The following is a 20,290-nucleotide window of genomic DNA, read 5'->3' on the forward strand; positions in this document are numbered from 1 at the left end:
AAGCTTGGAATGCATACAAGCACAGCAGCAAAAACCAAGTGATATATAGTTGAGTAGCATTGAGGAATTTAACTTGATTTAAACGCCAAGCAATTAGACCCAAAACGCCGACTAAGGGAATGTTCGATAGCAACAGAAACCAGAAGTCTCTCTGGGTGGTCACTTCTATTCCGGCGCTGCTTTGGGGACGCTCGTAAACCTTGCCAGCAGGGGTATCTTTGACGTTGAAGTAATAAACAATTCCGTAGATAGCGGCAACAATTCCGGTGAGCGCGATCGCAAACCGCCAGTTAACTTGACCTGCCCCTAAAAAGGCAGCTGCTGTGGCAATTGTCGGGAGGGTAAACGCTGCACCTGCCGAGCCAAAGTTACCCCAGCCGCCATAAATGCCTTCTGCTAAGCCAATTTCTTTCGGGGGAAACCATTCCGCCACCATCCGAATGCCAATCACAAATCCACACCCAACGATGCTCAGCGCTAAGCGGCTTAATACTAATTGGGAAAAATTCTGTGCAAATGCAAACATCAGGCAAGGAATCGCCGCATAAATTAAAAGGCATGAATAGGTGATCCGAGGACCGTAGCGATCCAGAATCATGCCGACAATAATTCGAGCCGGAACGGTGAGCGCAACGTTACAAATAGCGAGAGTTCTGAGTTGGGCTTCATTTAAACCTAAATCTGCTTTCACCGCTGTGGCAAAAGGGGCGAAGTTGAACCAAACGACAAAGGTTAAAAAGAATGCAAACCAGGTCAGGTGTAAGATGCGGTATCGACCGCTAAATGACCATAATCCGGACATTTCAGAACCTCTTCTTTTCAAGTAAAGTATGCATCAAAGCGGGAACTGTTCTTGGGTTAGCGTAAATTTTATAGATTCAATCGGGGATATAAATCCTAGGTAAAAAATTTACGTAATTAGGCGCTTGCCACGGGGTTCGGTCTATTTTTTGCTTGAAAGTTTTCAAACATAAAATCTCACCTTATCGAGCCGAGCTGCCGAACGTTAGTTTTTTTAGCAATAAGCGCTTCTGTTAGAGTAATGAACTGAATAATCTGAGTTCGTAGAATTTGTTACAAAAGACAGATTTCTTTTGAAATCTCTATCTTGTTAGGTATTGTATCTGTATTGTGAAGTATTCTTTCTTCTCTATTGCACATTTTGCATTCAACTCATGCAAAATGTGTAATAGAGGGATTATTTTTGAGTATTTCCTCAGCGATAACCGTTTGATTTTTTCAAGCAAATAAATTCCCTTTTATCAAAGGGAAGGTATGAGAAGTTTTTACTAAAGCTGCTTTCCTCAGCTTGGATTTTTAGACCGATTTCTCTGCTGCTATTTTCTAGTTAGGCGCTCTAGAAGCTGTCTGTTTACATCTGTCACATCTTACTAAGTCAGCATTTATTAATAGGTTTTGCAGATAGTCTTGGAGCCATTAGATTGTAAGGGCTTAAAAAATTAAATGATATTGATAAGTCTCTATATTTTCAGAATGCGATCGCGTTATTTGGTCGAAGGCTCAGAATCTCAAGCCAAATTAGATTAATCCTATGTAAGCATTTCCTGACATTGACTCCTCTCTAGACACGGATGGTGGTTGCATCCCTCAGCGGGTTCGGCAAACTTGCTAAATCTGATTTCCTCCTTTTGATAGGTGCAGTATTCGCTGAAATTCATCACTACCGAGAAAATCGAGTTCAGGCTATTTTAAACTTTTGTAAAAGAAGATTTTTGTATATTCAGCTACAGAATTTTTGCTAGATTTAAATAGATGCACAATTTTTAGAAATTAATCAAAAGGTTTTAGTAATGAAAACGCAAGAACGCCCCCAAGTATTTATAGCGGAGGAAGAACCCTCTAATCCATTGATGGTGGTGCTTTTGGTTACGGTGGTATCTTTGATCTTCGGGTTGATTCCGGTTGTTTATAGTTCAACGTTTGCAAAACTCCAATCTCAGACACCAATCGCGCTGGGAGAGGCAGGCTTGTGGAGCGCTTTTGGAGAAAAAGCAGATAGCGTTCGGGTTAACCCAGAACAGTAAACTTTTGGTAGAAATTTAGGCGTGAAAGCGGATAGAAAACCAAAGCTTTTGCGATCGCTTCAAACACGCAGCGGTGAGGACAAAGCTTTCGGTTGAGTCTCTGTCTCTGGAGTCTCTGGAAGCATATACCCCTGAGAGATTAGATGGGCAGCAATCGGTACCACTTGCACGGCGCAAGCTTTTAGTTCGGGTTGCAGAGAGTCGGGACAGGATACAGGATGAGTCAGGGCATTCGCTTCGGCACCATCCGCCCAAAGATCGCCCCAGTGGATAGGGACAAAGACGGTACCGGGAGAAATCGTCTGAGTGACTTTGGCTGGGAATCGAGAAGTCCCGCGACGACTTCGCACTTCCACCCAGTCATTCTCCTGAATCGCTAAATTCGCAGCATCGCGGGGATGAATCTCAATGAACGGTTGCGGATGCATTTGGCTGATTTTGGCAATCCGTCCGGTACGAGTTTGCGTGTGCCAGTGCCCGTACAGCCTGCCCGTCGTCAGTACAAAGGGGAAGTTTGAATCGGGGGGTTCTGCAAGTCCCCGCGAATGCTTGGCAACAAAACGCGCCCGTCCATCCGGTGTCGAGAAGCGCAAGTCAGTGTAAAGCCTTTTAGGAGTGCTGCGGGAAGATTTTCCCGATTCCTTTTTAATTTTTAATTTTTCCTTTTTAAGGGGTTCGGGCCATTGAATAGGGCCTTCCTTTGCCAGACGTTCGTGGCTGATGCCGGTTTGGTCGCAGAGGCGATCGCGGGTTAGCTGCACAAATTCATCATAAATTTCCGATGAGTGAGTATAAGCAAACTGTTCGGGATATCCCAACCGACGACCCACTTCTGCAAAGATTTCCCAATCTGCCCTCGCCTCCCCCAAAGCTTTGCGGAAAGCTGGACACAGGGTGACGACTCTTTCAGAGTTTGTCATCGTCCCCGTTTTTTCGCCCCACTGCGCCGCCGGGAGTAGAACGTGAGCAAAAGCAGCGGTTTCCGTGGGATAGTAGGCGTCTTGATAGACCGTAAAAGGCGATCGCTTTAGCGCCGCTTTCGTTCGTTCCAGGTCTGGCATACTTACCGCCGGGTTCGTCGCTGCAATCCAGAGAAACTCTACCTCTCCCGTCTCTAGCCCGGTGATAATTTCCCAAGCGCTGCGACCGGGAACCGGCGAAATCTTCCCAGCGGGAAGCTTCCAAAACTGCTCAACTTCGGTTCGCTGCTGGTCATTCTTGACTAAACGATATCCAGGCAACAAATGAGCCAGACCCCCTACTTCCCGTCCCCCCATCGCATTAGGTTGACCCGTCAGGGAAAAAGGGCCGCTTCCGGGTTTGCCAATTTGACCCGTCATCAGATGCAAGTTGATCAAGCTGGAGACTTTCGCAGTCCCTTCGGAAGATTGGTTCAAACCCATCGTCCACATAGAAAGGACGCGCTTAGACTCAGCCCACATTTTGGCAACGGTTATCAATTCATCCAGGGAAATGCCGCAGCGTTCGGCGACCACTTCCGGTGGATAGTGTTGAATCACCTCAGCGTAGGTGGAAAAGCCTGCGGTGCAATCCTCAATGAAATCCACATTCATCTTGCCCCATCGTAGAAGCAAATGAGCGATGCCATTGAGTAAATCGATATCGGTACCGGGTCGAATGGCTAGATGCAAATCGGCGGCTTCGGCGGTTGTGGTGCGACGCGGATCGACCACAATCATTTTGACGTGATGGTTTTGTTTATGGTGTTTCCGCAGCCGATTGAAGATAATCGGGTGACACTCTGCTGTGTTGCTACCGATGATAAAAGCACAGTCGGTTAGTTCTAAATCTTCGTAGCAACAAGGCGGACCATCGGAACCTAGGCTGTAAAAATACCCCGCCGTGGCGGAAGACATACACAGGCGCGAGTTGGTATCGAAGTTATTCGTGCCCAAGATGCCTTTAAAAAGCTTTTGGGCAAGGTAGTAGTCTTCCGTGAGGAACTGACCAGAACCATAGAGACATAGGGCATCTGGGCCAGTGGAGTTCAGGATGGAACCCATGCGACTGACAATTGCATCTAAGGCTTCCTCCCAGGAAGCGCGACGGAAGGGTTCATCCAGAGAGTCGCGCATCATCGGGTACAGGAGACGGTTTTTATCAATCGACTCTGAAACCGTCGCTCCTTTGACACATACCATACCTTGACTGGAGGGATGAGAGCGATCGCCCCGCACTTTCCAGATCGGATTTCCTTGGCTATCTCGATTGGTCTCCCGATTTGCAGCCGCTGGCGGTGAAACTTCTAAGCCACAGCCAACGCCACAGTAAGGACAGAGGGTTTTTGTTGAGTCACTCATGGCATTCGTCATTAGTCATGGGTCATCGGTCATGGGTCATTAGTCATCGGTCATCGGTCATTCGTAATTAGCAAGTGACTAATGACGCATGACTAACGACTAACGGCAATCTCTGCTTCTAGCTTTTCTTGTGGCTGCTTGGGGATTGCCCCAAAGTGTTCGATCAGCAAGTCTCTCACCACTGACTTGAGATCCTCGCAGGGAACCTTTTTCATAATCTCTTTGCCAAGGTGTGCATCTTTCCCGACCTTGCCACCCATCCAAATATCGACCGCTTCTACGGTTTGACCATCTTTGCGCGTCTTCGTACCGATGAAGCCAATATCTGCAACTTGCGGTTGACCGCAGGAATTTGGGCAACCTGTCCAGTGAATGCGAACCGGATGCGGTTGAATTAACTCTTCCTCCAGTTCCTGAATCAAGGCAAGCGCCCGGTTTTTCGTTTCAATCAGCGCAAAGCCGCAAAACTCGCTACCTGTGCAAGAAACTAGCCCCCGATTCAAGATGGCTGGATCGATAGACAACCGTTCTTGAAGCAGTGGTTCTTCTAAGAAAGGACTTAAGCGCGTGTCGGGGATATTGGGGATAATCAAATTTTGTTCGACAGTCAGACGAATCTCCCCGCCGCCATAAACTTCCGCCATTCGCGCAAGTTCAAACATTTCATGGGCATACAAGCGACCGACAGGGACGTGCAAACCGACGTAGTTGAGTCCGGGTTGCTTTTGAGGATAAACGCCAATATGGTCGCGCTTGTCCCAGTCAATTTCATCTTTTTCAGCCGCCGATTCCAGCGAATGCCCTAGTTGTTTTTCGACTTCCGCCCGAAACTTTTCAACGCCCCAGCCCTCAATCAGGTACATAATCCGGGACTTTAGTCGATTCTCGCGGGGGCCATTATCCCGGAAAACCTCCAGCATTGCTTTACTCAAAGAGACAGCCTCTTCAGGAGGAATCCAAACATCGAGGGGAATGGCTTCTACATATTGATTGGGCGCAAAGTAGCCGCCTACGAGGACATTAAATCCAATGATGTGATTTTTGTAAGCGGGGATAAAGGCGAGGTCGTTGATTTCGGCATGAACGGAGTTGTCTCGACCCCCAGCAACGGCAATGTTAAATTTTCGGGGTAGGTTGCTAAGTTCGGGATTGCCCTCACCGTTATTGGTAATCATGTCCTGAAGGCTGCGAACAATCCCCCGCGTATCAATTAATTCAGCCGCATCAATGCCTGCAACTGGCGAACCCGTGATGTTCCGAACGTTGTCCATTCCCGATTGAATGCAAGTCAGACCCGCTTTTAACAAACGGTTGAATATCTCTGGGATATCCTCAATCCGAATCCCCCGCAATTGGAAATTTTGTCGGGTGGTAATGTCGGCGTTTCCCTGGTTTTGAAATCCCGAACCCGTGCAGTAGCGTTGCACGATTTCAGCCAGTACTCGCATCTGAGTGCTGGTCAAAATGCCGTTGGGTATCCGCATTCGCATCATAAACTTGCCGGGTGTCACCGTGCGATGGAAAAAACCCAACCACTTCAGCCCTTGGTTCCGGTCAAAGTCGTCCATCGCCTCCCAGCCAATTTCTGCAAAATGCTCCAGTTCTTGCTTCAGCAATAGGGGATGTTTTACAGCTTTGGCTTTTTCAATCTTATTTAGTTTTTCTGTAGGCTTGGTTGCCTTTATTGCTTCTGTAGGGGTGGTTACGTTTGTCACGGTTCCTCCTTGCGTACCTGTATCTGGCGCAATTGCACGTGTAACCGCACAGCTATTGCTCTCGCTGTTAAATACTGCTTTTTATGCTAAGTTAGGCGCTTTTAAAAATTGAAACGGTAGACTTTGTTACAGAAGCTGCCTATTGCCAATGAAACCTTTCTTTTGAAATATTTTTAATTTTAAAAGTCTATCTTTATGGTTACTTGCCAAATCAGATTTTATGGAAGCGCTGAAGATTAACTCATTACCTGAGACTTTCTTATAACTTATATTTTCCAGGGAGTTGTTTTCTTGTTCGGTATTTTAAAAAATGGCTGTAAGCTTTAGCAGGTAGGAATTATGAGGGGATTCCTTTAAGAAAATCCGTTGAAAGGCTGATAACTTGTAATTTCACCCACAGCGTCTCTCTACCAGTTCCAAAAGGATGCCTGAGACGGGTAAAGTTTTTTTGGATACTGGGTAATTAAACAGGATTTATATGAGTAGATTATCCACAGCTTTTTTTAAAAAACTGGCGTATTTGATACAATTTCAAAAATTTTAATCAGTAGCGCTGCCTTATTGGGTCAAAATTCTCAGAATTATCGAACTAGCGTAGGTATTAAGAATTTTTAAATTCTTAGTCGTTCTTGGGGATATCTAGTAATTCTCTTTGATTTAGGAGAAAACGAACCGCCAAGGACGCTAAGGGCGCAGAGAGAGAGAAAGAGAGAAAAAGAGGGGATTTTATGGGGAAATAGACTCGGTAAATAACCTACACTGCATCAAGCTCGTAAATCGCTACTAGCTCTTCCTTGCCTTTCACCCGAACAAACTTATCGACTAAGCGCAGGGGGAAAGTGTCGGGGTGGCGCAGCGCTTCGACGATTGGCTTGGTGACGAGGATGGTGCTGTCGTAGTTTTTGGTGAGGCTTTCGACACGAGCGGCTACGTTTACGGCATCCCCAACAACTGTAGACTCGATACGGGAGCTAAATCCAACGGTACCCATGACGACCTCGCCTCGATGAATGCCAATACCGATGTCGATGGTTGGCAAACCTTGATGCGATCGCTCTTCATTCAATATTTTAAGTCGCTGTCGCATTGCTAACGCTGCGTGCAGAGCGTTGTCCGTCGCTTCATCATCGAAGAGCGCCATAATCGCGTCGCCGATATACTTGTCTATGAAACCGCCGGACTTGTCAATCACTTGTCCCATGCAGGCGAGGTAGTCATTCAAAAATGAAAAGGTTTCTAAAGGCGTCATTTGTTCTGACATTGCCGTGTAGCCCCGAATATCGGCAAATAGGATCGTAATCGTGCGCGTCGAGGCAAAGCCGACTTGGATGTTCTCGATGCCGTCGGGTGCAATTACAAGGAGAAATTTCTCCGGGACGAATCGATGAAAAGACTCGATAGTTTTTTGTAGTCGGCTAAATAAACCTTGTAGCGCCGCCGACATATCATTGAACGCGATCGCTAAAGCGCCGATTTCATCTTTGCGGTAAATTTCAGCCCGATGGTGTAAATCGCCTGCGGCAATTTTGGCAGCACTCAATTGCAATCGCCGCACGGGACTACTGAGTTCTGTTGCCAACAGGTAGGAACCGAAAAGACCCAAGGAGAGGGCAAAAACACCCACAAACAGCGCTTTTTCGACAGCGATCGCGACCGCTTGATTGACCTGCCGCAGTGACATTCCAATCCGCAACGTCCCAATTTTTTGCCCTGAAGAGTTGCGAATTGCGGCGGCAACTTCGATGGCAGTTTCACCTTGGCGTGCCCGCACTTTGCGGTTGAAAGTAATGTCGCGCAGGAGAAATGTCTCGACAACACGGGTATCGTCATATACTGCCAGCGCCGAGTCCGTTACCCACACAGGCACAATATCGGGAACATACTGTTCCTGAAGTTCGCTTTCGCTGGCGGCGACGATTTGATTTGACAAGCGCACATCGGAGATCAGAATGTAAACGAAATCTGGGTTGCGCTTCAGTAGCAGATTGAAACCGAGCCGAATCTGACCCCAATTTTGGTCTTCAAGTTCGTTTGTCCAGGTATTAGATAAGGCGATCGCTAGCTGCTGGACTTCACGCCGCTTCTGTTCGCGGTAGAGTTGTCTCTCGTTTTTCGCCCACAGCCATACCACAGAACCAACAATCGCCACAATCAAGAGTGTCGTGGCGGTCATAATTCGTGTATGAATTGAACGGAACGCGGCAACTTTCATCAGGGTTAATTGGTAATGGTTACTTGGTAATTTCTAAAAAGTTTGAAATTTTAAATTTTTAGTTTTGAACGAAAAAATCTTCTTGAAACTCAAAACTCTCAAAAGTTTTAACTTTTGAATAAAATAATTTTCTTGGAACTCAAAACTCAAAACTCAAAACTCAAAACTCAGATTAACCATTCGCCATTATTTACTAACCTCCAGTTGTTCCACAAAAGTAAGCCAGCGCTGATTCTCGGATCTCGCTTGACAATTGCTGGGGAAAGCCAGCGTCACCGGACCACCCATTTTGGCAGGAATCGGATTGCGTTCGTTACCCCAGTGCGTGGCAAACAAAATATCGCAGTCTCGCACCTCGTTAGCTGCCAAACGAATTGGATTCAGGGCATTGCGAGAGACGGGCGCTTTTCCCCGAATGATAACCATACCGTTTTCTGGCAGGGTATCACCGGCAGCCGCAAGAACGTCCCGCACGCGCACGCCCGTGAGCTTGACTTTACCAATCGGCCATCCAATCGGGTAGCCAACAGCTTCTTCAATGGTGACTTGTGGCAGTTGGCTGATGGTTCTGGCATCAAGCGGGGTTTCGCCAACGCGCAGTTGCACTGGCTCGGTACCGACAATCAAGTTGGTCACATAAAATGCCCAAAAACGGTCGGGATACTTTTGCTCAAGCTGCGGGTACTCGGTGTAAGGAAATACCAGAGAAAGCGGGCCGCCTTCGCTGCGGGAAATGGGCATTCCATCGCGCTCTAAAGCAATGATAATCGGGTACGCACGCAAGTCTGCAATGCTGACGGTGGCACGGTAGGAATCGAAAGCGACAAGCGTTACTTCCTTACTATTAGTGATGCCGAACTTGTCAAGCAGTTTAGAGATAGCAACACCCCGAAAGTCAAAAATCCGATCGGGGTTGTTGCTGGTATTATGGGGCGATCGCGTCCGTATATGGGTGGTTGCGATCGCGTCTAGTTCTTGCATAGTCAACCGCACGGATTTTCCCGCCGCCGTTTTCCCCTGAATTTCTAGATTCCACTGTTGCCGCTGTCGATTGTTCGTATGAGCAGCAACCATTGCGGCGTTTTTTTGCATTGCCTCATTTCTCCACGCCTCCATCTCGGCATTCGTTGGTTTCTGATTTTGACATCCGCTCATGAAGGCAAGCAGGAAGAGGCAGCTGGAAAGAGGGAGCCGGGAAGGTTTCATATCATCTTTATAACCTTCAAGCTTGATTCTGCACCCTTCCATAAGTCCCTGTTGCTGCGATTAATGAGGAAAATATGTCGGTTCATTCCCCGGCTTCCACTTGATGTTGCAGCCGATGCTAGGCTTCTGGTCTGAGGGGATTGATTGACCGGCTAACACCGCATCAATTGCGGCTCGTAAATCCTTGCCGTTGACGGGTCGATCGTTACCAGGGCGACTATCATCTAATTGACCGCGATAAACCAAACTTTGGTTGGCATCAAAGAGGAAAAAGTCTGGGGTACAAGCAGCGGTATAAGCTTTAGCAGTTTCTTGAGTTTCGTCGTAGCACAACGGAAAGGTGAATCCCAGCTCATTCGCCATTGCTTTGAGTGAGTTGGGGGCATCATCTGGATAGTTGCTGGCATCGTTGGCGCTAATTGCCACAATTCCAATCTCTTCTCCGACGTAATCCTTGCCAAGCTGCACCAGTTCTCCCTGGATGTGTTTCACAAAAGGGCAATGCTTGCAGATGAACATGACCAGCAATGCCTGCTTATCGGCAAAGGTGGCAAGGGAAATGGTTTGACCAGATACCACATCCGGCAACTGGAAATCTGGGGCTGTAGTGCCCAGCGCCAACATGGTTGAGGCGGTTCGCACCATTGTATGCACTCCTTAGGTTTTGGTAGACTGCGCTCCCACTTATATTGCTCTACCACTGAAAAAAAAACCAGAGTAAGTAGCGATCGCCTCCCGTTATAGTACAATTGTACTGATTGCGTCCGCATCCAAGTCGTTAGGTAGCCATCCAGCCATCGACATGACAAAACTGCAAGCCAGCCTCAAAGTAGTCCAGATGAAACGTGGCGAAGACCGCCAACCCGTAAAAGGTGATGCCAAACACAAGCGCGTTCCATCGCCAGCGATCGCCAATACTGAAAGACGACCTCGAAAGACAGGCGATTCCAGAAGGTTAATTCCGTCACTACGGGTGAAAACCTATCAGGAACTGCTACAGGAACATCTGAATGAAAAGTTAAAACACCTAGAGGCGCAAGCAACCCAAGTCAATCGGCTTTCAGCGGAGCTAGAGGCAGCAATACAGGAACTCAAGGCAATCTCAGCTCAAGTTAATACAGACTTGAAATCCCTTCGGGGTAAAGCTGACATTTGCGAGTATAAAGCAACCAGTCTCCCCTACGTCGGGCAAAAGCTTGATGGATCGTTAGTGCTGACGGCTCGATCCATCGATCTCTACAAAGCCGAACGGGAAGCTTCGTCGCTGGCACAGAAGCTGCGGCGACGAACCGGAAAAAAAACCCGCTGAGAGCTTTAATCGTCTAAAGCAAATATAAGCCCCAGGCTTCCATCCTGGGGCTTATTTCAATGGCTATTGCATTTGCGATCGCTGATATTTCCCAAACCAGTTAAGAGCGATCGCGTGAGTTTATCGCGATCGCTCTTAACTGAAATTTAGGAAATCGTATTGCGGTTACTACAAATTCTTAGGCTTAGCGCTATTATTTGAATAATCGAAATATATCTTAAATAAATATTTAAAGATGGTTCTTCATTATCAAAATTTATAATATTATAAAAACTTGAGTAAAGTCTAGACCTTAAGATAAAAAGTTTCTCTTTATCTTAAAGAAAGAACTTTGTTTACGTTCTACTAATAAGCATTTAGGAAAAAATCAACAAAAGTATAGGTAAAAGAGTCATCATTTGATAATTGAACCTCCTAAAAGAATGCTAATTTTATTATTAATCAGACCTTTTACGTGAAAAAAATAAACTAGGGTGAAGAAAGAAACTTTTATTTTTTTTTCTAGCCTTATACCGAAAATCGTCAAAATTTATTAGTGAGTGACGCTGGTGAAAGAAAATAACTCAAAAGACACGCCGTTGCACGCAATGAATCCACTGAGCCGATTTTCCAACCGAGCAGAGGATTACGCCAAGTATCGACCGAACTATCCAGACGCCGCTATTGATATTATCCTGAAGGGATTAGGAAATCCTTCACAACTGGTCGCCGCAGATATTGGTGCAGGGACGGGAATTTCCTCGCGTTTGTTAGCTCAACGGGGAGTGAATGCGATCGCTATCGAGCCAAACGCCGCAATGAGAGAAGCTGCATCACCGCATTCCTTGGTAGAGTTTCGCGATGGGACAGCAGAAGCCACGAATTTACCCAACGCATCTGTTGATTTAGTGACTTGCTTCCAATCTTTCCATTGGTTTAATCCAGAACCAACATTGCTAGAATTTCGCCGCATTCTCAGGCCAAAGGGACGACTAGCGGTAGTATGGAACGATCGCGATCAAAACGATCAATTCACAGCAAATTACAGCCGCTTAGTTGAGATTGCATCAAACAATCATCCAGCAGAAAAGCGGATGGTTTCAGCTACTCCACTGCTAACCAGTCCGCATTTTCCTGATGTCCATTGCCATAGCTTTGAGTACTGGCAACAGTTAGATTTAGAGGGGCTAATTGGCAGGGTAAATAGTGTATCGTACATCCCTAAAGAAGGATCGGCATACGAGCAACTGGTGGCAGATTTGCAAGAACTGTATGCAAGCGCTTGTAATGAGCGCGGCTATGTGTATTTAACCTATACCACGAATGTTTACCTTGCAGATAATGGGTAATCAGAAAGAGTAACTGTAAAGATGCGAAATTCCCTATCTTTGCAAGAATCACCCATTATCCATTACCCATTACCTATTACCTATTACCCATTATTATCCTTTCGCCCAAGGTCCCCAGATAGCAAAAGTAATGCCAGGAGTTTGGATATTCACGAACATGGTCTGACCATCGGGCGAAAAACAAGCACCAGCGAACTCATTATCATTGATAGCATTCCGAGCAAATTGGTAGAGTTCGCCCTTTTGAGTGACGCCGACTACAAATTGCTCGTCGTCACCATCTTCACAGATGATCAAATCGCCAAAAGGAGCCACAACAATGTTATCAGGACTATCTAATACATTTACATCATTTGGTTCAACAAAAAGTTCAAGAGTGCCGCCTTCTTGTGCTGTTTTCCCAGGAACGTAGCGCCAAACTTGACCGAGTCCGGCAGCGCCACCATCTGTGCAACAAAAGTAAAATTCACCGTTGCCGTACCAGATGCCTTCCCCACGTGTAAATTGGGCTGCACCCTTACTAAAGCCTTCGACGCGGACAGTATCTGTATCCGGGTCGGGATTGTCGATGCGAACCCATTCAACTTGCATTGGTTGACGCACCGGGAAGTTAGTTTTAGTAATTGCTTGGGGCATTCCTTTAATTTTCAGGGCTTCCAAAACACCGCCTTCTACAAGTTTGCCCGGTTGATTTGGAATGAAGCGATAGAAGAGACCATTGCCTCTATCTTCAGTTTCATAAACAATTCCAGTTTTTGGATCGATTGCAACCGCTTCGTGGTTAAAACGCCCCATTGCTTTCAAAGGCACGGGAGTCACAGTTGTTTTTGCATTCGCCGGAACTTCAAAGTTATAACCGTGACGTTGGTTGACATTTCCCGTAATATTAACTGGATCGTTTGTAGCGGGAGTTGATGTATTTTCTTCAGAGCTAATCCACGAACCCCAAGGAGTCGTGCCACCTGCACAGTTACGGTATGTTCCTGCTAGGGAGGCAAAATGACTTTGTATTTGGCGATTCGCCCCTACAATTAGAGTTGTTGTCCCACCTTTACAGAGATTATCGTATTTGAGTCCGACAACTTGCGTGGTAGAATTCGGGCTTAATTCGTGATTGCGAATTAAGATAGTTGTGTTATTAGGACCGGGAAAAGCACCCATCCCATCGTGACCACCCGGTACTGGATTGCCATCGTTCATCATGTCTCCAGTCCGAGAGATAGCGCGATATTGAAATCCGCGTGGTAAATCCAATAAACCATTGGGATCTGGAATCAGTGGGCCATAACCTCCCCCATTTACTAATTGACCCCTGGCTGCTTTGGTATAGAGCGCTTCTAGAGGGGACATTAATACAGCACCCGCAGCACTCGCGCCTGCCAGGGTGAAGAATTGCCGCCGTGATAAAGACATGGTGTTCTCCGCGTTTATGCGTTGAACAGCTTAATTGGCGTTCATCAACCTTCGGCAAAGCTTTGATTAAGGCTTGGTTAATTTTTTATTCAGAAAATATTATTGCTTGCCTAGTTTATTCCGTTTTTACTAAAAAATTATGAACGTAGAAGTACGCTAAGAATCTTCGCGAACCTTTGCGCTTAGGTTAGCGTAGCTTTGCGTTAAAACACTCATTCATCTTCAGGATTAATCGCAGAAAATAGCGCCGAATAATCCTCATCCGCTAAACCCATGTCCTGTGCCATTTCTAAAATTTGGCGAATACCTTCCAAACTGCTGACATTCAAGCCATTTAACTTAGCTTCATTGAGAAATAAGTTAGTATCTTTGAGCAGATGTTTAGTTGGGAAATTGGGATTTTCATAATTCCTATCTAACATCCGCTGCAATTTCTTATCAAAAGTGGGAGCAAAAAGGGCGCTTTGCCGTAAGATTTGCATAAACAGCTCAACGTCGGCACCTTGACGTTGAACAAAACCTAAACTAAGGGCAAAAGCACTGGTAAGGGAAGCGATTAATTGATTTAATGCTAATTTGACAGCAGCGGCAGCACCGACTGAACCAATATGTAGGGGTTCAGGGCTAAAATGTTTTAGAAAATCCGACCACTGTTGAAATTGCTCATCGGAAGCACCTACCATGACAATTAATTTACCGGCTTCTGCTTCCGAAATACTGCCCAACACGGGTGCTTCAATATACTCTGCACCCGCTGCAACAATTTGGGAAGCGATCGCTTTACTTTCTGTAGATGAGATCGTTCCCATTTGAATGACTGTACGCCCTTTTAACTCTGGTCGGGAAGCCTCCGACAACAGAACTTCATCAATTGCTGTAGCGTTTGTCAGCATCAAAATTACGCACTCAGACTCACGAATTGCCTCTTGTGGGGTATCAGCAATTTTAGCGCCAGCGTCCTGCAAAGGTGCTAATTTTGACTGAGTACGATTGTATGCAACTACTGGAATTTTAGCGTCTAACAGCCTTTTAGCCATCGGCTGTCCCATCAACCCAGTTCCTAAAAATCCTACTTTCACGATTGCTTTGACCTCTCTAATTCTTGTTGCTGAAGAACCTCACGCCGTCTGCAACACTCCTCAGCGTAAAGAGGGTTGGGAATGAGGTTCAGGAAGGATAACGGCGATTCAAGCGGATTTAAGAGGGATCAACCCAGGCTCGTTCGGCTGTCCAATGGCGATCGCTCGATCGATAAACTGTAACACCCTCCAAACCAGCTTGTTGCAAGAAGTCTTGCACTTCATCCAAAGTAAACGCAGCGTGGAGAGAGTCGTGAAATAACATCTTTTGATGTTTGTTGTAATTTGTACCAATACTTTCCACCAAATTATTCATTATTTCCTCGCTAGGAGGACGAATTAAGTCTCGGATGAGAATAGCACCTTGCGGCTTTACCACTCGTTTTACTTCTTGCAAGAATGGCAGTGGATTGGGTAGGTGGTGAAACAAGCTATTGGAAATTACCATATCAAATTGTCCATCTTGATAAGGTAGCTTCTTGGCATCAACAAATTCCAGAATGATTTGTTTTTGCAACCCAGCTTTTTCTACATTTTCTCTGCCAAGTTGCAGCATTGATTCTGCCATATCAATGCCGAGAATTTGCCATTCAGGGCGTTGCTGTGCAATTAAGATAGGAATTCGAGCGGTTCCGGTTCCGGCATCTAGAACAGTTGCATTTGTTGCTCCTATCTCAATTGCGCGTTGAGCAAATGCCCCGTTTATTTCGGTAAAGTCCATTGCGTCATATTCAACAGCTTCTTCCAAACTGTCCATGACTTCGGGTTCTAATACTCTTTGCATGGCTAATGGTTAATTGCTAATTGTGCATGGTTTATTGTTCATAGTTTATGGTACTCCTAGATGCCTGAGAGCAGCTTTGCCCTCAAATTGATTCGGTTGATTGGCAGCGAGATATGGTGATTTGAAACAGGCAAGGAGTCTCTGGAAAGTGCTTGTCTTTTCAGGGGATTTTGGTGACGCATCCGGAGATGACGGCAATTAATGCACGGGTTATGTGTCCGGGGAGTAACCAGGAAACGGATAATTTCAATCGATTTATTTATGGGTTGCTGTGGTCTAGGGGAAATATTTTGCGTTCTCGTGCTTTGTCTTCCCACAATCCCTTTGCAGTGCTTCCCGATGCGGATCGAGAGCTGTTGCTGGATGTGTTACAAAAGGATGAATACACGGTTTGGCTGAATGACCCGGATTGGCAGGAGGTGAAAGGGGCATTTAAGTGGGGTGTTTCGGGTTCGCTGATTGCTCGTCCTGATATAAGAGGGAGTTTGAAGTCGGCAATTTTGGGCATGGTGACTGAACCTGTGCAACTTGGGTTTTTGTAGGTTTATTTGCAGGTTGAAGGGTACAGAGGCACCCGCGTGGGTTTGCCGCAAGGTTACAGATGCGGGATGCGATCTAGTAGCCAATCTATAACTAAATTCAATTTATTAAGTAAATAGATATGTATTACGCCAAGTCTATGTATCAGGGAGGAATGATTGCTGGTGCAGATGATGCTGATTACTTGAGTTACTTACATTTAGGTCTACGCTGTCTAGAATGTGGTGAAGAAGTTCATCTAAAAAGGGGGGATAAGAAAAGAACTCATTTTGCTCATTTTAAAGCTACTTCTGATAGTCAATGTTCCCTAAGAGTAACGGGTTACAGCGAAGGATGGAGTAGCTTATCTCCAGAAGGCAGAAAGCAAAGGCGTAAGTTATTTCAGCAATACTTTATGAATATGCTAGTAAGGAGTGATGAAAGGTTTTATCAGAAAATTAAAACTATTAAAAAAAAGATTGAGCATCAAAAGTTAAATATTTTGACTGAAGCCTGTTGCAATCATTTTTCTGCCAACAGTAGTTCACTGATAATAGAGTGCCGAAAATTTGAACCCAAAAATTACAATAACAACTTATTACTACAAATACTAATTACTTGCGAAGCGATAGACTATCTATCTGTACCATCTAGTCGCAGGTTGCTAGAACAGTTGGTTCATTACAGCCTTTATAAATGCTGTATTTTAACGGCTGACAACTGGAATATTTATGAAAATCAAATAAAACCACTTGAGATAAGCAAAAAAATTAAAGATATACTTCTTAATACTGCTTGGTTGTCCATCTTCTCTTATCAAGGAAAAAAATGTATCGATGATATTACAACCAAATTACCAAGAATAAAACCCAATGATGAAAAAGATACAGAGGCAAAGGAACTTACTCGTTTGATTCAAAACTATATTTATACTGGAGGTGAGCCTTCAACACCATTCTCTTTGGAAGAATTGAGGGTTAAACTACATTTACAAGGCTTATCTATTCACTTGTTGGATAGTAGAACATCTGGTTACAGAAAAGTCGCTACCCTAGGGCATTTAACAAGTTGTCATCCAGAGGATGTAAGTCAGAGAGCCATAATAGATTGGGCATTTCTAGATCAAGATTCAATATCTGCTAAAAGAATTAGGAATAATTATATAAATTCTTGCCAAAAGTTGCAGATTCATATAGAAAACTTTTTGAAAACAAAAGTAAAAATTAATAAATCTGTAAATTTTAATTTAATTAAAAATACTCGTATTATGCAAGAAGATTTAGAAGAAAAACTTCAGAAAGAACTTAATAAATTTTCAAATATTCCTCCTGATAAAATGATTAGCTGCCCTCATTGTAATAACCGGATTAGGAAGGTTAAATTCAGGAAACACCTTACTAAAGCTCACAAAAAGTTATTTTGAACTCGATTAAAAAAGGATAAATAAACTAGAGTTAAAAATTGATGCTGGATGAATCTCTTGTCGATCCCTTTTTAGCCCAGCTATGTGAAGGATACACCAAGGCAGAAGTTGCCGAGATAGAGCAGAACATAGCTGACTGGGATGCCTCTACCTATATCAGTGTTGCTCAGAGTATTTTAGACCATGCTTCTAGAAAAGAATTCAATCCATTGAGATATATAAGAAAAAAATATACTTTTAACAATAAAGGCGCAGTACGAGTTCCGAAAACTGGATATCGTCGTGATGGTTCAGCAGTTTATCGGCAAGTAAATGAATATCTAATTATACGCTCCGGCAGATTTGGTATTGAAAAAATAGTCAGTTATGGAGTGAATAATGGCTGAAGCAACGCACATAACTCAAAATCCTGAAGTTATAAGAAATTATATCAATCATCTGTTAAAACAGTTAAGTGTTGATTATCAAAATACTAAACAAGAGCGAAAATAAATTGCTTCTCTATCTCCATCTGCTGAGGAAAAATTTACGATTATAGAGAACATCGAACTGCTAACGTCAGATATCAGAGGCTATGCTAGTCAAATTCAAACACGAGGCTGGATTGAAAATGAACAGGAAGCAATTGAGCGATTGCAAACGATGCGAGTTGTTGACGTTACTGCGATCGCTCAATTTTACTTCACAAGCGATGGAGATTACCTACAGATGAAAGCTTATATTCGGATGCTAGATTACTTGCGCTTGCTATTCTCGAATATCTTTGCTCCTATATTTAGTTTATAGTTCATAGCAACTTTAACGAACTATAAACCTTGCTAATTGCGATCGCGTTTTTGTTTGCGTTCTTTTTCCTTCTTCTTCGCCTCGTCTAGAATTTTCTTCACTTTTGCCTTAATTTCGTTGTGTCGCGCTACTCCTTCATAGGCATAGCGGTTGTAACCGTTAGTCTGAATTAAACTTTCTAAATACCGAGTCCGCTCATCGGTAATCGGGTGCGTGGAAAGCCAACTGAAGATCGGGCGATCGCGATCTTGCTTGCTTAGTGTCACCATCAGATTCCGCATCCCATCCGCCGCATACCCGGTAGCACTGAGAATGCGAGTTCCGAGAATATCCGCCTGACGTTCCATGTCGCGGCTGTAGTCAAAAACAATCAGATTGGTGACGGTATTCCCAGCATAAGGAATAAATCCGGTCACGCTAGCCGTAAGATTTCCTTGCGTTACTAATTGAAACCCATGAGAGAGGACGGCATGAGATAATTCATGAGCTAATAAACCAGCTAATTCTGCCTCAGAATGGGTGCGAGCGATCGCTCCCGCATTCACAAAAACCTTGCCTCCTGGTAGCGCAAAAGCATTGAGATCGTCATCTAGAACCACAAAAAATTCATACTCAAAATCTTGGCGTCCCGCTACCGTTGCTAATTTATTTCCTATCTCCCGAACGTAATTCAACACCTCTTCATCTTCAACCAGTGGCAGTTCGCGTTTGGCTTGTTTTGCCACCGATCGACCAATCGCAGATTCTCCCCGCAGCATCAGTGCGGCGCTTTCAACGGCAGTCAGAGGGCCAAACAAACTGCCAGTGACAGCATAGGTTAAAGCACCCGTGATCGCATTAGCGATCGCATTCCCTCTCAATTCGGCGCGTAAATGCGATTGATAACGTTTTAGATTCTCTTCCGCTAGCGTTGCAAACTCCGCCGCCTCTGGATGATTCGGGTTAAGCAACGCAAATTGACGTGCTGACAGCGAAGCTTCCAACCACTTTTTATTCTGACCGTATGCTGCAATTTTTGCTTTGAGCAACATCGGTTCGGCAGGATAGAGAGTGCTTGCCCGTTCCAAAACCTGTAAAGATTTTTCTACCTGATTGTAATCCCGCAGCGCTTTTGCATACTCTACCTGACCGGGAATAAATTCAGGATACTGCTCTACTAAAAATTGCAGCGGAACAAAAATTTTGCTTTCCAGTTTTTGTTGTATACCCGCTTGAGCCTCGCGCCAATACACCCTCCCCCCTGGTGCTAACTTATCCGCGTCAGTAATGGCTTCTTTTCGCTCAGTTTTCTCGGTTGCATTCGCAAAAGGAGCTTTTGCTTCGCGGTAAAGCTTTTCAGCGGCGGCAAATTGTCCCCCCAGATACAGCTTGTCCGCCTCAATTAATTTCTCTTGTTGAGCAATTTCTTCTGGAGTCGGTTTCTCCTCCTCCTCAGCTTTTTCGTCTGTATCGGATTCTGGTTTGGTATCTGGCTTTTCAGTCGCTTCCGGACTGGGTTCGGTTTTGGTTTCCTCAGCAGAGGGTTTGACTTCAGGGGTGCTGGGTTCTTCTGCTTTCGGCGTCGTCGGAACTGGAGTGACGATTACCGTCGGAGGTGATTCCTTTTGCGTGCTGGTATCCCCTGGTTGAGGCGTTGGGGTTTCAGTTTTCTTGGGAACTGGAGTCACGATCACCGTAGGAGGCGATGTCGGTTCTGCTAGCACTGCTGCGGGGGAGGCGGACAATAGCACAAGCGTAAAAGCCAAGGAATTCCAGACAGGTTTCATGGCAGAAGAAAATGGAAACTCTAGTTTTCTATATTATGTTTAGAGTTTACCCGACCTATCTCGCTGGGACTACACGAACGCAGAGGCGGGATTGTGCCAATTTACGCAAACTTATTTTAGAGACGCGATCGCATTTCCTGTATTTGTGTTTTCGTTAGCGCGATCGCATCCTAAAACAGTTCTGAGGAAATTTCGGTCATTGAGGCATAAAGTTCGTTTATCTAATTAATCTGCCGAGTTTGCGATCGCCTTGGTGCTGGCTATCTCTTGATACAGCAGATTGCAAGTTCATGAAGTACAGTAGCAGCAGTTTGTGAACCAGTTGCGTAGGTGTTTTGGATTGACTAAATCAAGTGCAGTAGCAAGCAAAGTATCAACCATTTT

At 45.0% G+C, this 20,290-nt stretch carries 17 protein-coding genes; 7 read left to right on the plus strand and 10 right to left on the minus strand.

Features of this window, described 5'->3' with window-relative positions; all coding sequences use genetic code 11:
* Positions 1-802: MFS transporter (locus NDA06_RS22180; RefSeq protein WP_348251862.1), on the minus strand; the 802-nt coding region annotated here is incomplete at its 3' end.
* A 1,009-nt stretch (positions 803-1,811) separates the two neighbouring features.
* Here NDA06_RS22180 and NDA06_RS22185 point away from each other — a divergent pair.
* Entirely contained in the window at positions 1,812-2,045 is a 234-nt protein-coding gene (locus tag NDA06_RS22185; protein ID WP_190985426.1) for a hypothetical protein, read from the plus strand.
* A gap of 59 nt (positions 2,046-2,104) precedes the next feature.
* Here the strand turns inward: NDA06_RS22185 and NDA06_RS22190 are convergent, their stop codons facing one another.
* The 5 genes from NDA06_RS22190 to NDA06_RS22210 form a co-directional block, all read right to left on the minus strand.
* Positions 2,105-4,366, minus strand: coding sequence for a nitrate reductase (locus tag NDA06_RS22190; protein WP_190985427.1), 2,262 nt, complete (start codon positions 4,364-4,366; stop codon positions 2,105-2,107).
* 92 nt (positions 4,367-4,458) lie between these two features.
* The gene (locus NDA06_RS22195; protein WP_347277019.1) at positions 4,459-6,081 is read right to left on the minus strand and encodes a ferredoxin--nitrite reductase; all 1,623 of its coding nucleotides are present in this window, start codon (positions 6,079-6,081) and stop codon (positions 4,459-4,461) included.
* 754 nt (positions 6,082-6,835) lie between these two features.
* The gene (locus NDA06_RS22200; protein WP_190429337.1) at positions 6,836-8,293 is read right to left on the minus strand and encodes an adenylate/guanylate cyclase domain-containing protein; all 1,458 of its coding nucleotides are present in this window, start codon (positions 8,291-8,293) and stop codon (positions 6,836-6,838) included.
* Between the two features lie 186 nt (positions 8,294-8,479).
* Positions 8,480-9,448, minus strand: coding sequence for a molybdopterin-dependent oxidoreductase (locus NDA06_RS22205; protein WP_242047411.1), 969 nt, complete (start codon positions 9,446-9,448; stop codon positions 8,480-8,482).
* A 111-nt stretch (positions 9,449-9,559) separates the two neighbouring features.
* Positions 9,560-10,144 carry a thioredoxin family protein gene (locus NDA06_RS22210; protein ID WP_190429335.1) on the minus strand — a complete coding sequence of 195 codons (585 nt, stop codon included), beginning with the start codon at positions 10,142-10,144 and terminating at the stop codon, positions 9,560-9,562.
* Between the two features lie 157 nt (positions 10,145-10,301).
* Between NDA06_RS22210 and NDA06_RS22215 the strand changes: the two genes are divergently transcribed.
* A complete protein-coding gene (locus tag NDA06_RS22215) occupies positions 10,302-10,808 on the plus strand; it encodes a hypothetical protein (RefSeq protein ID WP_190434516.1) in 507 nt (168 codons plus the stop codon).
* A 587-nt stretch (positions 10,809-11,395) separates the two neighbouring features.
* Complete coding sequence (locus NDA06_RS22220) at positions 11,396-12,136, plus strand: class I SAM-dependent methyltransferase (protein ID WP_190985439.1); 741 nt, start codon at positions 11,396-11,398, stop codon at positions 12,134-12,136.
* Positions 12,137-12,229: 93 nt separating this feature from the next.
* Here NDA06_RS22220 and NDA06_RS22225 read toward each other — a convergent pair whose 3' ends face one another.
* From NDA06_RS22225 to NDA06_RS22235, 3 genes are all read right to left on the minus strand, one after another.
* The gene (locus NDA06_RS22225) at positions 12,230-13,549 is read right to left on the minus strand and encodes an alkaline phosphatase PhoX (RefSeq protein ID WP_190415864.1); all 1,320 of its coding nucleotides are present in this window, start codon (positions 13,547-13,549) and stop codon (positions 12,230-12,232) included.
* 212 nt (positions 13,550-13,761) lie between these two features.
* Positions 13,762-14,628: an NAD(P)-binding domain-containing protein gene (locus NDA06_RS22230; protein WP_190985429.1), complete on the minus strand. Its 867-nt coding sequence runs from the start codon at positions 14,626-14,628 to the stop codon at positions 13,762-13,764.
* A gap of 118 nt (positions 14,629-14,746) precedes the next feature.
* Positions 14,747-15,412 (minus strand): class I SAM-dependent methyltransferase, encoded by a 666-nt coding sequence (locus NDA06_RS22235; RefSeq protein WP_190985430.1) that lies wholly within the window; start codon positions 15,410-15,412, stop codon positions 14,747-14,749.
* Between the two features lie 152 nt (positions 15,413-15,564).
* On the opposite strand from NDA06_RS22235, the gene NDA06_RS22240 reads away from it, so the two are divergent.
* The 4 genes from NDA06_RS22240 (at position 15,565) to NDA06_RS22255 (ending at position 18,140) form a co-directional block, all read left to right on the plus strand.
* Positions 15,565-15,954, plus strand: coding sequence for a hypothetical protein (locus NDA06_RS22240; RefSeq protein ID WP_190985431.1), 390 nt, complete (start codon positions 15,565-15,567; stop codon positions 15,952-15,954).
* Positions 15,955-16,073: 119 nt separating this feature from the next.
* On the plus strand, positions 16,074-17,354 hold the full coding sequence (locus tag NDA06_RS22245) for a hypothetical protein (protein ID WP_190985432.1): 1,281 nt from the start codon (positions 16,074-16,076) through the stop codon (positions 17,352-17,354).
* Between the two features lie 41 nt (positions 17,355-17,395).
* Entirely contained in the window at positions 17,396-17,740 is a 345-nt protein-coding gene (locus NDA06_RS22250) for a hypothetical protein (RefSeq protein ID WP_190985433.1), read from the plus strand.
* A gap of 256 nt (positions 17,741-17,996) precedes the next feature.
* Positions 17,997-18,140: a hypothetical protein gene (locus NDA06_RS22255; RefSeq protein WP_199324044.1), complete on the plus strand. Its 144-nt coding sequence runs from the start codon at positions 17,997-17,999 to the stop codon at positions 18,138-18,140.
* A 32-nt stretch (positions 18,141-18,172) separates the two neighbouring features.
* On the opposite strand, the gene NDA06_RS22260 is transcribed toward NDA06_RS22255, so the two are convergent.
* Positions 18,173-19,906, minus strand: a complete 1,734-nt coding sequence (locus NDA06_RS22260; RefSeq protein WP_190985434.1) for a M48 family metalloprotease — start codon at positions 19,904-19,906, stop codon at positions 18,173-18,175.
* Between the last annotated feature and the right edge of the window lie 384 nt (positions 19,907-20,290).

The organism is Trichocoleus sp. ST-U1 (assembly GCF_039961835.1).
In the GTDB taxonomy this organism is placed as follows: Bacteria; Cyanobacteriota; Cyanobacteriia; order Cyanobacteriales; family FACHB-T130; genus FACHB-T130.

What these genes read in the sequence shown, in the direction of transcription:
- NDA06_RS22190 (WP_190985427.1), bottom strand. Translation starts at nt 4,366, where the DNA reads ATGAGTGACTCAACAAAAACCCTCTGTCCTTACTGTGGCGTTGGCTGT.
- NDA06_RS22225 (WP_190415864.1), bottom strand. Translation starts at nt 13,549, where the DNA reads ATGTCTTTATCACGGCGGCAATTCTTCACCCTGGCAGGCGCGAGTGCT.
- NDA06_RS22200 (WP_190429337.1), bottom strand. Translation starts at nt 8,293, where the DNA reads ATGAAAGTTGCCGCGTTCCGTTCAATTCATACACGAATTATGACCGCC.
- NDA06_RS22245 (WP_190985432.1), top strand. Translation starts at nt 16,074, where the DNA reads ATGTATTACGCCAAGTCTATGTATCAGGGAGGAATGATTGCTGGTGCA.
- NDA06_RS22220 (WP_190985439.1), top strand. Translation starts at nt 11,396, where the DNA reads ATGAATCCACTGAGCCGATTTTCCAACCGAGCAGAGGATTACGCCAAG.
- NDA06_RS22205 (WP_242047411.1), bottom strand. Translation starts at nt 9,448, where the DNA reads ATGAGCGGATGTCAAAATCAGAAACCAACGAATGCCGAGATGGAGGCG.
- NDA06_RS22235 (WP_190985430.1), bottom strand. Translation starts at nt 15,412, where the DNA reads ATGCAAAGAGTATTAGAACCCGAAGTCATGGACAGTTTGGAAGAAGCT.
- NDA06_RS22250 (WP_190985433.1), top strand. Translation starts at nt 17,396, where the DNA reads ATGCTGGATGAATCTCTTGTCGATCCCTTTTTAGCCCAGCTATGTGAA.
- NDA06_RS22260 (WP_190985434.1), bottom strand. Translation starts at nt 19,906, where the DNA reads ATGAAACCTGTCTGGAATTCCTTGGCTTTTACGCTTGTGCTATTGTCC.
- NDA06_RS22210 (WP_190429335.1), bottom strand. Translation starts at nt 10,144, where the DNA reads ATGGTGCGAACCGCCTCAACCATGTTGGCGCTGGGCACTACAGCCCCA.
- NDA06_RS22185 (WP_190985426.1), top strand. Translation starts at nt 1,812, where the DNA reads ATGAAAACGCAAGAACGCCCCCAAGTATTTATAGCGGAGGAAGAACCC.
- NDA06_RS22255 (WP_199324044.1), top strand. Translation starts at nt 17,997, where the DNA reads ATGCGAGTTGTTGACGTTACTGCGATCGCTCAATTTTACTTCACAAGC.
- NDA06_RS22215 (WP_190434516.1), top strand. Translation starts at nt 10,302, where the DNA reads ATGACAAAACTGCAAGCCAGCCTCAAAGTAGTCCAGATGAAACGTGGC.